Annotated in this window: 12 protein-coding genes and 1 tRNA gene; 10 read left to right on the top strand and 3 right to left on the bottom strand. The window is 69.8% G+C overall.

The genetic code is table 11. From position 1 onward, the window contains the following. Positions 1-4: 4 nt before the first annotated feature. The 5 genes from AB0E02_RS28045 to pth all read left to right on the top strand — a co-directional run bounded on the left by AB0E02_RS28045 (position 5) and on the right by pth (position 4202). Positions 5-75: transfer RNA gene (locus AB0E02_RS28045), tRNA-Gln, on the top strand. Between the two features lie 121 nt (positions 76-196). Further along, positions 197-1654 carry a bifunctional UDP-N-acetylglucosamine diphosphorylase/glucosamine-1-phosphate N-acetyltransferase GlmU gene (glmU, locus tag AB0E02_RS28040; RefSeq protein WP_362143915.1) on the top strand — a complete coding sequence of 486 codons (1458 nt, stop codon included), beginning with the start codon at positions 197-199 and terminating at the stop codon, positions 1652-1654. 73 nt (positions 1655-1727) lie between these two features. Next, complete coding sequence (locus tag AB0E02_RS28035; protein WP_362143912.1) at positions 1728-2702, top strand: ribose-phosphate diphosphokinase; 975 nt, start codon at positions 1728-1730, stop codon at positions 2700-2702. A gap of 216 nt (positions 2703-2918) precedes the next feature. Next, the gene (locus tag AB0E02_RS28030) at positions 2919-3512 is read left to right on the top strand and encodes a 50S ribosomal protein L25/general stress protein Ctc (protein WP_362143909.1); all 594 of its coding nucleotides are present in this window, start codon (positions 2919-2921) and stop codon (positions 3510-3512) included. 99 nt (positions 3513-3611) lie between these two features. Further along, entirely contained in the window at positions 3612-4202 is a 591-nt protein-coding gene (gene pth / locus AB0E02_RS28025; RefSeq protein WP_362143906.1) for an aminoacyl-tRNA hydrolase, read from the top strand. Positions 4203-4361: 159 nt separating this feature from the next. Here pth and AB0E02_RS28020 read toward each other — a convergent pair whose 3' ends face one another. Beyond that, positions 4362-4823: a hypothetical protein gene (locus AB0E02_RS28020; protein ID WP_362143904.1), complete on the bottom strand. Its 462-nt coding sequence runs from the start codon at positions 4821-4823 to the stop codon at positions 4362-4364. Between the two features lie 101 nt (positions 4824-4924). Further along, complete coding sequence (gene ppc / locus AB0E02_RS28015) at positions 4925-7681, bottom strand: phosphoenolpyruvate carboxylase (RefSeq protein ID WP_362143901.1); 2757 nt, start codon at positions 7679-7681, stop codon at positions 4925-4927. Positions 7682-7983: 302 nt separating this feature from the next. Between ppc and AB0E02_RS28010 the strand changes: the two genes are divergently transcribed. Beyond that, the gene (locus tag AB0E02_RS28010) at positions 7984-8979 is read left to right on the top strand and encodes a fatty acid desaturase (protein ID WP_362144028.1); all 996 of its coding nucleotides are present in this window, start codon (positions 7984-7986) and stop codon (positions 8977-8979) included. A gap of 35 nt (positions 8980-9014) precedes the next feature. Further along, on the top strand, positions 9015-9704 hold the full coding sequence (locus AB0E02_RS28005) for a TetR/AcrR family transcriptional regulator (RefSeq protein ID WP_362143898.1): 690 nt from the start codon (positions 9015-9017) through the stop codon (positions 9702-9704). Between the two features lie 209 nt (positions 9705-9913). Here AB0E02_RS28005 and AB0E02_RS28000 read toward each other — a convergent pair whose 3' ends face one another. Beyond that, positions 9914-10735: a trans-aconitate 2-methyltransferase gene (locus AB0E02_RS28000; protein WP_362143895.1), complete on the bottom strand. Its 822-nt coding sequence runs from the start codon at positions 10733-10735 to the stop codon at positions 9914-9916. Positions 10736-10912: 177 nt separating this feature from the next. Here AB0E02_RS28000 and AB0E02_RS27995 point away from each other — a divergent pair, with 177 nt between their 5' ends. The 3 genes from AB0E02_RS27995 (at position 10913) to AB0E02_RS27985 (ending at position 14579) form a co-directional block, all read left to right on the top strand. Beyond that, on the top strand, positions 10913-11410 hold the full coding sequence (locus tag AB0E02_RS27995; protein WP_030413445.1) for a MarR family transcriptional regulator: 498 nt from the start codon (positions 10913-10915) through the stop codon (positions 11408-11410). A gap of 305 nt (positions 11411-11715) precedes the next feature. Continuing rightward, complete coding sequence (locus tag AB0E02_RS27990) at positions 11716-12510, top strand: SDR family oxidoreductase (protein ID WP_362143892.1); 795 nt, start codon at positions 11716-11718, stop codon at positions 12508-12510. A gap of 71 nt (positions 12511-12581) precedes the next feature. After that, on the top strand, positions 12582-14579 hold the full coding sequence (locus tag AB0E02_RS27985) for a beta-galactosidase (RefSeq protein ID WP_362143889.1): 1998 nt from the start codon (positions 12582-12584) through the stop codon (positions 14577-14579). Positions 14580-14862 lie beyond the last annotated feature (283 nt).

Genomic DNA, 14862 nt, shown 5'->3' with positions numbered 1-14862 from the left:
ACCCTCCCCCATGGTGTAAGGGCAGCACAACGTCTTTTGGTGTCGTCGGTCGAGGTTCGAATCCTCGTGGGGGAGCAAGCAAAGTTCGGGTCCTGATCGGCAAGATCAGGACCCGCCGTCGTTTCGCCCGCAATACGCCCCGGTATCCTTCGGGTGACCACCACCCGAAGTAGCCAAGAAGCCGAAGGGCATCCCCGTGAGCGCCAACCGCCCGGCAGCCGTCGTCGTTCTCGCAGCGGGTGAAGGTACCCGCATGAAGTCGGCGACCCCCAAGGTCCTGCACGCACTCTGCGGCCGCTCCCTCGTCGGCCATGTCGTCGCCGCCTCCCGTGAGCTGGACCCCGAGCACCTCGTCGTGGTCGTCGGCCATGCCCGTGAGCAGGTGCGGGCGCATCTCTCCGAGGTCGATCCGGGGGTGCGGACCGCCGTCCAGCACGAGCAGCGCGGCACCGGGCATGCGGTCCGTACGGCGCTGGAGGAGCTGGGCGACAGCGGTGTCGTGCTCGACGGCACGGTGATCGTGGTCTGCGGTGACACGCCACTGTTGACCGGGGAGACGCTGCGGCGGCTCGGTGAGACGCACGCGGCGGACGGGAATGCCGTGACGGTGCTGTCGGCGGAGGTGCCGGACGCGACGGGTTACGGGCGCATCGTGCGGGATGCGGCGTCGGGTGCGGTGACCGCGATTGTGGAGCACAAGGACGCCACGGACGCCCAGCGGGCGATCCGGGAGATCAACTCCGGCGTGTTCGCCTTCGATGCCCGGCTGCTGGTGGATGCGCTGGGGAAGGTGCGGACGGACAACAGTCAGGGTGAGGAGTACCTGACTGATGTGCTGGGGATCGTGCGTGCGGCGGGGCATCGGGTGGGGGCGGCGGTGGCCGCTGATCACCGGGAGATTCTGGGGATCAACAACCGTGTGCAGTTGGCGGAGGCGCGGCGGCTGCTGAATGAGCGGTTGCTGGAGCGGGCGATGCTGGCGGGTGTGACGGTGGTGGATCCGGCGTCGACGTTCGTGGATGTGTCGGTGTCGTTCGAGCAGGACGTGACGGTGCACCCGGGGACGCAGCTGTTGGGTGCGACGCATGTGGCGTCGGGTGCCGAGGTGGGTCCGCATTCCCGGCTGACGGATTCGTCGGTGGGTGAGGGTGCGGTGGTGTCGTTCACGGTTGCTGAGGGTGCGCGTATCGGTGTGGGTGCGAATGTGGGCCCGTATGCGTATCTGCGGCCGGGGACGGATCTTGGTCCGCGGTCAAAGGCCGGCGCGTATGTGGAGATGAAGAACGCGTCGGTGGGTGAGGGCACGAAGGTGCCGCATCTTTCGTATGTGGGGGATGCGACCATTGGTGAGTTCACCAATATCGGTGCGGCGAGTGTCTTCGTGAACTATGACGGTGAGGCGAAGCACCACACGACCGTTGGTTCGCATTGCAGGACGGGGTCGGACAACATGTTTGTGGCTCCGGTCACGATCGGGGACGGCGCTTATACGGCGGCGGGCTCGGTCATCACCAAGGATGTGCCCCCGGGTTCGTTGGCGGTCGCGCGTGGCCAGCAGCGGAATATCGAGGGTTGGGTCGCGCGTAAGCGGCCCGGAAGTGCCGCCGCGCAGGCTGCTGCGGCTGCTCGTCTGGAGTCGGAAGGCGAGCGGTGATCGTGCAACCGGGTGCGCCGTGCGGGGCGTACCGTGATGAGCGCACGCAAACTGTGATTCGAGGAGATTTGCTGTGACCGGGATCAAGACGACCGGCGAGAAGAAGCTGATGCTCTTCTCCGGCCGCGCCCACCCCGAGCTGGCGGAGGAGGTCGCGCATCAGCTGGGTGTCGGCCTGGTCCCGACGAAGGCTTTTGACTTCGCCAACGGTGAGATCTATGTCCGCTATCAGGAGTCTGCGCGTGGTGCTGATTGCTTTTTGATTCAGAGCCACACGGCTCCGATCAATAAGTGGATCATGGAGCAGCTGATCATGATTGATGCGTTGAAGCGGGCGTCGGCCCGTAGCATCACGGTGATCGTGCCGTTCTACGGTTATGCGCGTCAGGACAAGAAGCACCGTGGTCGTGAGCCGATTTCGGCGCGGCTGATCGCGGATTTGATGAAGACCGCGGGTGCGGACCGTGTGGTGACGGTGGATCTGCACACGGATCAGATCATGGGTTTCTTCGACGGTCCGGTGGATCATCTTTTTGCGCTGCCGGTGCTGGCGGATTACGTCGGCGCGAAGGTGGACCGGGACAAGCTGACGGTGGTGTCGCCGGATGCCGGCCGGGTGCGGGTGGCGGACCGTTGGTGTGACCGTCTGGGTGCGCCGTTGGCGATCGTGCACAAGCGGCGGGACAAGGACGTGGCGAATCAGGTCACGGTGCACGAGGTGGTCGGTGATGTGGAGGGCCGGGTGTGTGTCCTGGTCGACGACATGATCGACACCGGTGGCACGATTTGTGCGGCGGCGGATGCGTTGTTCGCGAATGGTGCGTCGGATGTAATCGTGACGGCGACGCATGGTGTGCTGTCGGGTCCGGCGGCGGATCGGCTGAAGAATTCGAAGGTGAGTGAGTTCGTGTTCACGAATACGCTGCCGACGCCTTCGGAGCTGGAGCTGGACAAGATCACGGTGTTGTCGATGGCGCCGACGATCGCCCGGGCGATCCGTGAGGTGTTCGAGGACGGTTCGGTGACGAGCCTGTTCGAGGAGCAGTGATCGTCGGGGTCCGTGGGGCGGGGTAGGGGCCCGCGTCCGCCGGGCGCTTGAGATCCATTTTGGGGCGGCCTTCCTGCCGGGTAGACTCGTGGAGTTGCTCGGCGAGGGAGGCCGCCTTTTTGGGTGGTTGTCCGTTATCGACGCGCTCTTCGTAGCAGGTCTGTCGTGGGCCGGGTGACGCCCACCGGATGTTTCTGAGATACGAGGAGTGCTGTCATGGCTGAGGTGAAGCTTTCCGCTGAGGTGCGGGACGACTTCGGTAAGGGTGCGGCCCGCCGTCTGCGTCGTGAGGCGAAGGTTCCGGGTGTTATCTACGGTCACGGTGCGGAGCCGCAGCACGTGGCGATCGACAGCCACGCGCTGATGATGGCGCTGAAGACGCCGAACGCGCTGCTGCGTCTGGAGTTCAACGGCAAGAGCGAGCTGGTCATCCCCAAGGATGTGCAGCGTGAGGCGATCCGCCGGTTCCTGGTGCACGTGGACTTCCTGGCCGTGAAGAAGGGCGAGAAGGTCACGGTCGAGCTGCCGATCCAGACCGAGGGTGAGCTGGCTCCGGGTGGCAACCTGCTGGAGCACGTGCTGAACACGCTGCCGGTCGAGGCCGAGGCGACGCACATCCCGGAGTCGGTGACGGTGTCGATCGCCGGTCTGGACGCGGGTACGTCGGTGCTGGCCAAGGACATCGCGCTCCCGTCGGGTGTGTCGCTGGCGGTGGAGGACGAGGCCGTCGTCCTGCAGGTCGTGTCGGCGCAGGCCGAGGCTCCGGCCGAGGAAGGTGCCGAGGGCGAGGCCGAGGGCGCCGAGGCCTGATTCGCTTCCGGGGCCGGTGTGCCCTGGTGATTCTTTTGGTGACCGTCGTCCCGTGCTGTTGGCGCGGGGCGGCGGTCGTGCCGTTGGAGGAGGGTGCAGATGGCGGATGCGGACAGCCCGTGGCTGGTGGTGGGTCTCGGTAATCCGGGTGCGGAGTACGCGGGTAATCGGCACAACGTCGGCTTCATGGTGGCGGATCTTTTGGCGGAGCGGTTGGGGGGCCGTTTCAAGTCGCACAAGGCGCGGGCTCAGGTGGTGGAGGGCCGGCTGGGTGCGCCGGGGTTGTCGAGCCGCCGGGTGGTGGTGGCGAAGCCGTTGTCGTTCATGAATCTGTCGGGTGGGCCGACGACCGCGTTGCGGGATTTCTTCAAGGTGCCGGTGGCGCATGTGGTGGCGGTTCATGATGAGTTGGACATTGATTTCGGTGCGCTGCGGCTGAAGCTGGGCGGTGGTGACAACGGTCACAACGGCCTGAAGTCGATCACGAAGTCGTTGGGTGCGGATTATCACCGGGTGCGGTTCGGGATCGGGCGTCCGCCGGGTCGTATGCCGGTGGCGGATTTTGTGCTGCGGGACTTTTCGTCGGCGGAGCGGCGGGAGTTGGACTATTTCGTGGATCGTGCGGCGGATGCGGTGGAGTCGTTGATCGTGGATGGTTTGGAGCGGGCGCAGAGCACGTACAACACGTGATCGGGTGCTTTAAGGGGACGGGTCGGGGCAGGGTCTGACGAATTGTTGTCGGAGGTTGACGGGTGCTGGTGGATGGCCAAGGATCGCGGCCATGCCCAAGAGCAGTACGCGCACCCGTTCGGTCAGACGCAGTCGTTGGCGACGGCTCGGTGAGAGTGCCTATGGGGTGGTGCTGGTCGCCCGGACGGGGTTGATGGGGCTGCTGGCGTTGCTGTTGCTGGTGGCGGGGGTGTGGACGTCGTGGAGTACGGCGAAGTACGCGATGCTGGTCAAGGGCCGGGAGCGCGGGGTGTTGACGGTGTCGGCGTGTGCGGGTGAGCGGTGTTCGGGTCCGTATGTGCCGGTGGCGGGGACGGGTCGGCCGCGGGCTCGGGTGTCGATCGCGCAGGCGGCGGCGCCGGAGAAGGGTGAGCGGGTCGATGTGGTGCTGAAGCCGGGGACGTCGCGTGCGGTGCGGGCGGGGGCGGCGGGGGTGCTGCATGCGTGGGTGCCGTTCGCGGGGGCGTTGTTGCTGGCGGCGCTGGTGGTGGCCGGGGGGATGCGGTTGCGGCGTACGGCGTGGGGGATGGGGTTGTTGGGGGCGGCGTTGTTGGGGGCGGCGTTCGCGGCGATGTAGCGCACGTGGTCATTGCATGGAAGTGATGCGGCGGAATTGATACGGCGGCGGCCGGCTCCTTCGGTGAAGGGGCCGGCCGCCGCCGTTTGTGTGGGGGTGTGTCGGGTCAGCCGGTGTTGCGGAGGCCGGCGGCGACGCCGTTGACGGTGAGGAGCAGGGCGCGGGCGAGGACCGGGTCGGGCTCTTCGCCGCGTTCGGCGGCGGTGCGCTGGCGGTGGAGGAGGGAGACCTGGAGGTAGGAGATCGGGTCGAGATAGGCGTCGCGGATGTGGAAGGTCTGCTTGAGGACGGGGCTGGCGTCGAGGAGTTCCTTTTCGCCGGTGATGCGCAGGACCTCGGCGACGGTGAGTTCGTGTTCGGCCTTGATGACGTCGAAGACGTGCTTCAGTTCGTCGGGGACGAGGGTGTCGACGTAGTGCTGGGCGATCCGCAGGTCGGTCTTGGCCAGCGTCATTTCGACGTTGGAGAGGAAGTTGCGGAAGAAGTGCCAGTGGTCGTGCATTTCGTCGAGGACGGTGTCGAGGCCGGCTTCGCGGGCGGCCTTGAGGCCGGTGCCGACGCCGTACCAACCGGGGACGATCTGCCGGGACTGGGTCCAGCCGAAGACCCACGGGATGGCGCGGAGGCCGTCGAGGCCGGCGCCGGAGTCGGGGCGGCGGGAGGGCCGGGAGCCGAGGTGGAGTTCGGCGAGCTGGTCGACGGGGGTGGAGGCGAAGAAGTACGCCGGGAGGTCGGGGTCCTCGACGAGGCGGCGGTAGGCGCCGTGGGCGGCTTCGGAGACGGTTTCCATGGCCGCGTCCCAGCGGGCGAGGGCCTCGTCGGACTGGCGGGGTGCGGTGTGCAGGGCGGAGGCCTGGAGGGTGGCGGCGACGGTCAGTTCGAGGTTTTCCCGGGCGAGGGACGGGATGAGGTACTTGTCGGAGATGACTTCGCCCTGTTCGGTGACCTTGATCTCGCCTTCGAGGGTGCCGTAGGGCTGGGCGAGGATCGCGTCGTGGGAGGGGCCGCCGCCGCGGCCGACGGTGCCGCCGCGGCCGTGGAAGAGGCGGAGGCGTACGCCGTGCCGGTGGGCGACGTCGCGGAGGAGTCGCTGGGCGCGGTGGATCTCCCACTGGGAGGTGGTGATGCCGCCGAACTTGGAGGAGTCGGAGTAGCCGAGCATGACTTCCTGGACGTCGCCGCGGAGGGCGACCAGGCGTCGGTAGGAGGGGTCGGCGAGCATTTCGTCGAGGAGCTGGTCGGCGATCTTGAGCTCGTCGGTGGTTTCGAGGAGCGGGACGATGCCGATCTTGGCCCAGCCGGCGTGCAGGTCGATGAGGCCGGCCTCGCGGGCGAGGACGGCGGCGGCGAAGACGTCGTCGGAGCCCTGGCACATGGAGATGATGTAGGACTCGGTGACCTCGGCGCCGAAGGTTTCCTTGGCCTTGAGGATGGTGCGGAAGACGCCGAGGGTCTTGGCGCCGGCTTCGTCGAGGGGGGCCGGGGTGGGGGCGAGCGGGCGCCGGGAGCGGAGTTCCTTGGCGAGGAGCTTGCGGCGGTAGTCGCGCGGCATGTCGGCGTAGCGCCAGGATTCCTCACCGAGGCGGTCGAAGAGCTGGCCGAGTGCGTGGTGGTGGGCGTCGGCGTGCTCGCGGATGTCGATGGTGGCGAGCTGGAGGCCGAAGGCGCCGATGGTGCGGATGGTGCGTTCGAGGTGGCCGTCGGCGACCAGGCCGCCGCGGTGTTCGCGCAGGGAGGTCTGGAGGAGGGTGAGGTCGTCGAGGAGCTCGGTGGTGCCGAGGTAGTCGCGGCCGGGGACGTGGGGGGTGTCGCCGGCGAGCCGCTCGCGGGTGTTGACGAGCTTCTGGCGGATGCAGGTGGCCTTGAGGCGGTAGGGCTCTTCGGCGTTGAGGCGCTTGTAGCGGGGGCTGATCTCGGGGAGGACGTCGAGGTCGCGCTGGAGGGATTCCAGCAGCTCGTCGGTGGCGCCGCAGTTGCGGATGGAGTTGGACAGGGCGCCGCGGAGCTCATCGACGTGTTCGAGGGCGTCGGTGATGCCGTGCTCGTGCTGGAGGATCAGCACGTCCCAGGTGACCTGGGGGGTGACGTTGGGGTTGCCGTCGCGGTCGCCGCCGATCCAGGTGCCGAAGGTGAGCGGGCGGGTGCCGGGGGGCAGCGGGGAGCCGGCGCGTTCGAGCTCGGCGGCGAGGTCTTCGAGGACGTCGCCGACGGCGCCGCGGGCGAGCTCGTCGAGGTAGTAGATGGCGTTGCGGGCCTCGTCGGTGGGCTCGGGGCGGGCGACGCGGAGTTCGTCGGTCTGCCAGATGAGGTCGATACTCTCGGCGAGGCGGAGGTCGGTGCGGCGGCGTTCGGTGGCGTCGGTCCGGTCGAGCAGCTCGGCGACCTTGCGGAGCTTGGTGAGGACGGAGCGGCGGGCGGCCTCGGTGGGGTGGGCGGTGAAGACGGGGCGTACGCCGAGGTTGCGGGCGGTGTTCCGCAGGTGCTCGGGGTCGGCGTCCTTGAGCATGTCGGCGGTGCGGGCGAGGATGCTGCCCTCGGCGGCGCGCTTGGCGCGCAGCTCGCGGCCGCGGTGGACCTGCTCGGTGACGTTGGCGAGGTGGAAGTACGTCGAGAAGGCGCGGACGAGCTTGGCGGCGGTGGCCAGGTCGGTGTCGCCGAGGAGGCGGGCCGCGGCCTCGCCGTCGGAGCGGGTCAGGGCGCGTACCTGCTCGACGAGGTCGAGGAGCTCGGGGCCTTCCTGCCGGACGAGGGTCTCGCCGAGGAGGTCGCCGAGGCGGCGGATGTCGGCGCGCAGGGCGACGCCGGCGGCCTCGGAGGGCTCGGTGGTCGCGGTCTCGACGGGGGTGTTGTCGGCACTGCTCACTGGTGCTCCTTGCGGCGATCAGGGGCGTCGCTCCGCGGCTCGCTGGGAGGGGTGGTGGGGCGCGACGCGTGGGCAAGTCTGATGCGGGCGGGTTGCGGACCGCGCTGTCCGACGTCCCCAGGATAGGACTGCCCACTGTCGGCGGATCACACCGTCCGATGGGTGGGCATCCGTGGCGGGAGGTGGTGGTGTGGGCCCTGTCACGGCCTTGCCCGTGGCGGTGTCGCTGCCATACTTACGAGACCGTAGGTTACGGTTCCGTAGGCCGTAGCCGTGCCCCCGAGCCCCCGACGAGGGACATCATGACCGCAGGTCCTGAAGCCGTAGAAGATCCTTTGCTTTCTTCCGATGCGTCCGGGCGGGCCGGTGCTCCGTTGCCGTCCGCGACGCTGGGTGGTGAGCAGCGCCGGTCGGTCGAACAGATCACGCTGCTGTTGTTCATCACCGTTCCGTTCGTGGCGCTGGTGGCGTCGGTTCCGCTGGCCTGGGGCTGGGGGGTGAGCTGGCTGGACCTGGCGCTGATGACGGCGATGTATTTCATCGGTTGCCACGGCATCACGATCGGTTTCCACCGTTATTTCACCCATGGTTCCTTCAAGGCGAAGCGTCCGCTGCGGATCGCGCTGGCGATCATGGGGTCGCTGGCGGTGGAGGGTCCGCTGGTCCGCTGGGTGGCGGATCACCGCAAGCACCACAAGTTCTCCGATGCGGAGGGGGATCCGCACTCTCCGTGGCGGTTCGGTGAGACGGTGCCGGCCCTGATGAAGGGCCTGTGGTGGGCGCACATCGGCTGGATGTTCGACGAGGAGCAGACGCCGCAGCACAAGTACGCGCCGGATCTGATCAAGGACGAGGCGATCCGGACGATCTCGCGGCAGTTCGTGCTGTGGACGACGGTGTCGCTGCTGATCCCGCCGGTGGTGGGCGGGCTGGTGACGTGGTCGTGGCAGGGTGCGGCCACCGCGTTCTTCTGGGGCTCGCTGGTCCGGGTGGCGTTGCTGCATCACGTCACGTGGTCGATCAACTCCATCTGCCACGCGGTGGGCAAGCGCCCGTTCAAGTCCCGCGACCGCTCGGGCAACGTGTGGTGGCTGGCGGTGCTGTCCTGCGGGGAGTCCTGGCACAACCTGCACCACGCGGATCCGACGTCCGCCCGGCACGGCGTGATGAAGGGGCAGGTGGATTCCAGTGCCCGGTTGATCCGCTGGTTCGAGAAGGCGGGCTGGGCGTATGACGTCCGCTGGCCGAACGCGTCGCGCATCGAGGCCCGGCGCAAGGAGACCGCCGCTGCGGGGTAGCCCGCGGCGGTGACGGGGGAAGGCATCATTGACGAGTGGCGATCGACGACAGCAGCAGTACGAGCAGCAGCAAGAGCAAGCCTCCCGCCGCCGCGGGCACGCGGCGGGCGCGCAGGGTCCGGATGACCGGCGCGGAGCGCCGTGAGCAGCTGCTGGACATCGGTCGCACGCTCTTCGCCGAGCGCGGCTTCGAGGGCACGTCGGTGGAGGAGATCGCCGCGAAGGCCGGGGTTTCCAAGCCGGTGGTCTACGAGCACTTCGGCGGCAAGGAGGGGCTGTACGCGGTGGTGGTGGACCGCGAGATGCGTCAGCTGCTGGACATGGTGACCGGCGCGCTGACCGCCGGCCATCCCCGCGAGCTCCTCGAACAGGCCGCGTTCGCGCTGCTCGACTACATCGAGACGTACACCGACGGTTTCCGCATCCTGGTCCGGGATTCGCCGGTCGCCCAGTCGACGGGCACGTTCGCGTCGCTGATCAGCGATATCGCCACCCAGGTCGAGGACATCCTCGGCCTGGAGTTCAAGAACCGCGGTTTCGACCAGAAACTGGCCCCGCTCTACGCCCAGGCGCTGGTCGGCATGGTCGCGCTGACCGGCCAGTGGTGGCTCGACGTCCGCAAGCCGAAGAAGGCCGAGGTCGCCGCCCACCTGGTCAACCTGGCCTGGCACGGCCTGGACGGCCTGGAGCAGAAGCCGCGGTTGATAGGGCACCGGAAGAATTGAGCCCGTTGCCTACGGGCTCGAGATCCGCCGCCTGCGCGTCGGCAACTACCGCGTGCTCTACGTGATCGACGACAGCGTGATCCGCGTCTTGGTCACGAACCCGGGCCGTACCCCGTAAACCGTGCCGGCCTCGAACCAGCGGGCTTGCCGTGCCTCCCCAGGCAGGCGGGCGAGCTGGTGTGTCCGAGGCCGGTGTGCACGGGCCGGGGTCAGGCCGCCGGTTTCCGGGCGATGGCGAAGATGCGGCGGAAGGGGAAGACGGTGCCGTGGGGGCCGGTGGGATAGGCCTTGCGGAGGGCGTCGCGGTATTCGGCGAGGAATGCCTCGCGGGCCGTCGGGTCGTCCTCCAGGGCGGTCAGGACGGGGCGCAGGGCGGTGCCCTTGACCCAGTCGAGGACCGGGTCGTCACCCTGCAGGAGCTGGACGTAGGTGGTTTCCCAGACGTCGGCCTCGCAGCCGAGGTCGGTGAGGCGTTCGAGGTAGGCGGCGGGTTCGAGGATGTGGATGAAGCGCCTGCCGTGGGCGGTGAGGCGTTCGCGCCACTGGGGGGCGTCGCACAGCTCGCCGAGGAGGGCGTGGCTGGGCGAGGTGAAGTTGCCGGGTACCTGGAAGGCGAGGGTGCCGCCGGGCGTGAGGGCGTCGATCCAGCGCGGCAGGGACTCGGGATGGTTGGGCACCCATTGCAGCGCCGCGTTGGAGACGATCAGGTCGAAGGGCTCGTCGGGGGTCCAGTCGGTGGCGTCGGCCGGGGCGAAGTCGAGGTGGCCGCCGCCCGGGGTGGGGCCGGCGTGGGTCTCGGCCTCCTTGAGCATCTCGGGGGAGTTGTCGTATCCGGTGATGTGCGCGTCGGGCCAGCGGACGGTGAGCTGGGCGGTGACGTTGCCTGGGCCGCAGCCGAGGTCGGCGATGCGGGCGGGGCGGTCCCGGCGGGGCAGTTCCGGTATCCGGGCGAGCAGGTCGAGGAAGGGACGGGTGCGGTGCCCGGAGTGGCGGAGGTACTGCTGCGGATCCCAGGTTGGTGCGTCGTGCATGTTCATAACCCTTTCGTCGTGCAGGGCTGGCACAAGGCTGGCGCGGTCGGGTGGGCAGGTCCGGTTCGGGCCGTGGCGGCCGGAAACCGAGCCTCCGCCGACGATGCCCCATAGTCCAGCCAAATATATCTCGACGTCAAGAGACTTCATGTCGACAGACCCTCTACACTGATCGTCATGGAGGACGAGGTCGACCGACTGGTCGCAGCATGGCGCCGGGAGCGCCCGGACCTCGACGTGGAACCGCTTGAGGTCCTCAGCCGCGTCTCCAGGCTGGCCAGACATCTCGACCGGGCCCGGCGCATCGCGTTCGCCGAGGTGGGCCTGGAACCCTGGGAGTTCGACGTCCTGACGGCGCTGCGCCGGGCCGGGGCGCCGTATCAGCTCTCCCCCGGAGCGCTGCTGACGCAGACGCTGGTCACCTCGGGGACGATGACCAACCGCATCGACCGGCTCGCCAAGAAGAACCTCGTCGAGCGGCTGCCCGACCCCAGTGACCGGCGGGGAGTGCTGGTCAGGCTGACTCCGGAGGGCCGCGACAAGGCCGACCAGTCACTGGCCGGTCTGCTGGTGCAGGAACGCGCCATCCTGGCCGAACTCTCCCGTCAGCAGCGTGGCGAACTGGCCGGGCTGCTACGGAAGCTGACCGGGCCGTTCGACAACATCCCCGGATAGCCGGCCGCCGACCCGGCCGTGAGCCCGCCCGGCCCCCGACGGCGGCCCGCCGCCCCGCCCGCGTCGACTTTTCGGGGCGGAGGAGGGGCGCGCACTCCCGGGGCAGCGGCGCGGGCGCTGTCGCCGGAGGTCGCAGGGGCGAAGGCACAGCCGCGGAAACACACCGTCAGCCCGCGCGCGACGCAGTGCCGCACACCGCAATTGGGGGCGCGTAAGCCAGCTTTATGCGCCCACTGATTCGACGCGCGCCCCCTCGCGACCCCGTCCCCTTGCCCGCGGCTCCCGTTGTGCACTTGGATCGCGCCATGAGCCAGCAGCGCACACCGCACCGGCCCCGCGGCCCGTACGGCCGGCGGTTCGAGGACCGTACGGTCGTGGTGTCCGGGGCCGCCGCCGGCATCGGGGCGGCCACCGCCGACCGGCTGGCCGCCGAGGGCGCGGGCGTGCTGCTGCTGGACCTCGACGACGACCGCGGCGAGCACCTCGCCCGACGGATCCGCGCGGCCGGCGGCCGGGCCTCGTTCGAGCACGGCGACGTGGCGGCCGAGGCGGACTGGCAGCGGGCCGTCGAGGCCGCGCGGCGGCGCTACGGCCCGGTGGACGGGCTGGTGAGCAACGCCTACCTGCCGTACGTCGCGCCGGCCGACCGCACCCCGCTCGCCGACTGGGAGCGGCAGCTCGCGGTGAACCTGACCGGCTCGTTCCTCGGCGTGCGGGCCGCCCTCACCGACCTGCGGGAGCGGCACGGCGCAGTGGTGCTGACCTCGTCCGTGCACGCCCTGGTGGGACTTCCGGGCCGGCCCGCCTACGCGGCGGCGAAGGCCGGGCTGACCGGGCTGGGTCGCCAGCTGGCCGTCGAATACGGCCCGGAGGTACGGGTCAACAGCGTGCTGCCGGGCCCCGTACTGACCGCGGCCTGGGACGGGATCGGCGAGGAGGAACGGCAGGCCGCCGCCGCGGAGACGGCCGCCCGGCGGCTGGGGCGGCCCGAGGAGATCGCCGCCGCGATCACCTTCCTGCTCTCCCCCGAGGCGTCCTTCATCACCGGCGCGAGCCTCGTCGTGGACGGCGGCTGGAGCGTGTACAAGAACTCGTCGTGACCGGGACGCGGGTCCCGGGCGCCCGCGGGCCGCGGACCGGCCCGCCCGAGCTTCGACCCCTGGGGGGACCGATGGGCATCCATTTCGGCGGCGACTACAACCCCGAGCAGTGGCCCGAGGAGGTGTGGGCCGAGGACCTGGAGCTGATGAAGGCGGCCCACGTCACCATGGTCACCGCCGGGATCTTCTCCTGGGCGAAGGTCGAACCCCGGCCCGGGCAATGGGACTTCGGATGGTTCGACCGGGTCATGGACGGGCTGGCCGGCGTCGGCATCGCCGTCTGTCTGGCGACGATGACCGCCTCGCCACCCCCCTGGCTGTCCCGCGCGCACCCCGAGATCCTGCCCGAGGGCCCGGACGGGCAGCGCCGCTGGCCCGGCGGCCGGCAGCACTACTGCCCCTCCAGCCCCGTCTACCGCACCCACGCCGTACGCCTCGCCGAGCAGCTCGCCACCCGTTACGCGGGCCATCCGGCGCTGGCCATGTGGCACGTCGGCAACGAGTACGGCTGCCACACCCCGCAGTGCTTCTGCGACGTGTCGGCCGCGGACTTCCGGCACTGGCTGCGCACCCGCTACGGCAGCATCGACGCGCTCAACGCGGCCTGGTCGACGGCCTTCTGGTCGCAGGGCTACGGCGACTTCGACGAGGTGCTGCCGCCGCGCACCGCCCCCACCTTCCCCAACCCCGCCCAGCAGCTGGACTACCTGCGCTTCGGCGACGAGGCGCTCCGCGCCTGCTACCTGGCCGAAAAAGCGGTCCTGAACCGGCTGACCCCCCACGTTCCGGTCACCACCAACCTGATGCCGCAGCACAAACCGGTGAACGCGTTCGCCTGGGCGCCCCATATGGACGCGATGGCGCTGGACTTCTACCAGGACCCGTACGCCGCCGACGACCACGTCCGGGCCGGTTACGTCTTCGACCTGATGCGGTCCGCGCGGTCCGGGCAGCCCTGGCTGCTGCTGGAGCAGGCGCCGAGCGCGGTCAACTGGCGGCCCCGCAACGGCCCGAAGCCGCCCGGTGCGATGCGGCTGTGGAGCTGGCAGGCCGTCGCGCAGGGCGCGGACGCGGTGCTGTTCTTCCAGTGGCGGCAGTCGCTGGGCGGCGCGGAGAAGTTCCACTCCGCGATGGTCCCGCACGGCGGCACCGGCACCCGGATCTTCCGCGAGATCACCGAACTCGGCCGGGAACTGGCGGCCGTCCCCGGCATCGAGGGCACCCGTTCCCGGGCCGAAGTGGCGCTGCTGGCGGACTGGCACAGCTGGTGGGCACTGGAGCTGGACTCCAAACCGTCCACCGCGCTGGACCACTCCCGTATCGCGCTGGACCACTACCGTCCGCTCTTCGAGGCCGGCGTGCCCTGCGACGTCCTCCCGCCCCAACGCGACCTGACCGGCTACCGCCTGGTGGTGGTGCCCAACCTCTACCTGCTGACCGAACAGGACGCGGAGCGGCTGGCCGACCACGTACGCGCCGGCGGCCACCTCCTGGTCTCCTTCTTCTCCGGCATCGTCGACGCCCACGACCGCGTCCACCCCGGCGGATACCCGGCCCCCCTCCGCGAGCTGCTGGGCCTGCACGTGGAGGAATTCTGGCCACTGGCCGAGGACCGCTCCGTAGGCGTCGGCGACGGCGCGTACACCGGCCGGGCAGACCTGTGGTCGGAAGCCGTCCACCTCGAAGGAGCCGAGGCACTGGCCCGGTTCACCGACGGCGACCTCACCGGGCGCCCCGCCGTCACCCGCCACACCTACGGCCGGGGCACCGCCTGGTACGTCGCGACCCGGCTCGCCCCCGCACTCCTGCGGACCCTGCTCGACGGCGTACGGGCGGAGGCAGGCGTGACCCCCGTCCTCCCGAACCTCCCGCCCGGCGTCCAGGCCACCGTCCGCGAGGGCACCGACGTGCGGTACGTCTTCCTCCTCAACCACGGCGCGGAGGCCGCGGAAGTCGTCCTTCCGCGGCCCCTCCGGGACGCGATGGCCGCCGACGGCCCGGCCGTCACACGGGTCACGCTCCCGCGGCGGGGCGTAGCGGTGCTGGCGGCGCCCCAGCCTCCCACGTAGTTGTCTGCGGCGCCGTGGTGGTTGCTCGCGGTTGCGCTTTGCGGCGCCCCGCACGTAGCCGGCTGTCCCGCCGCGGTGGTTGCTCGCCGTTGCGCGCTTTGCGGCGCCCCGCACGTACCTGTCTGTCCCGGCGCGGGGCGTCTCGTCGTTGCGCTTTGCGGCGCCCCGCACGTACCCGTCTGCTGCGCCGCGGGGCGTCTCGTCGTTGCGCTTTGCGGCGCCGCCGCACGTTGCTGTCTGCTGCGCCGCGGGTGTTGTTCGCCGTTGCGCCTGCGGCGGGCTG

This window comes from Streptomyces sp. NPDC048196, from assembly GCF_040652715.1.
Lineage (GTDB): Bacteria > Actinomycetota > Actinomycetes > Streptomycetales > Streptomycetaceae > Streptomyces > Streptomyces siderophoricus.
This window is presented reverse-complemented; position numbering and strand designations above follow the sequence as displayed.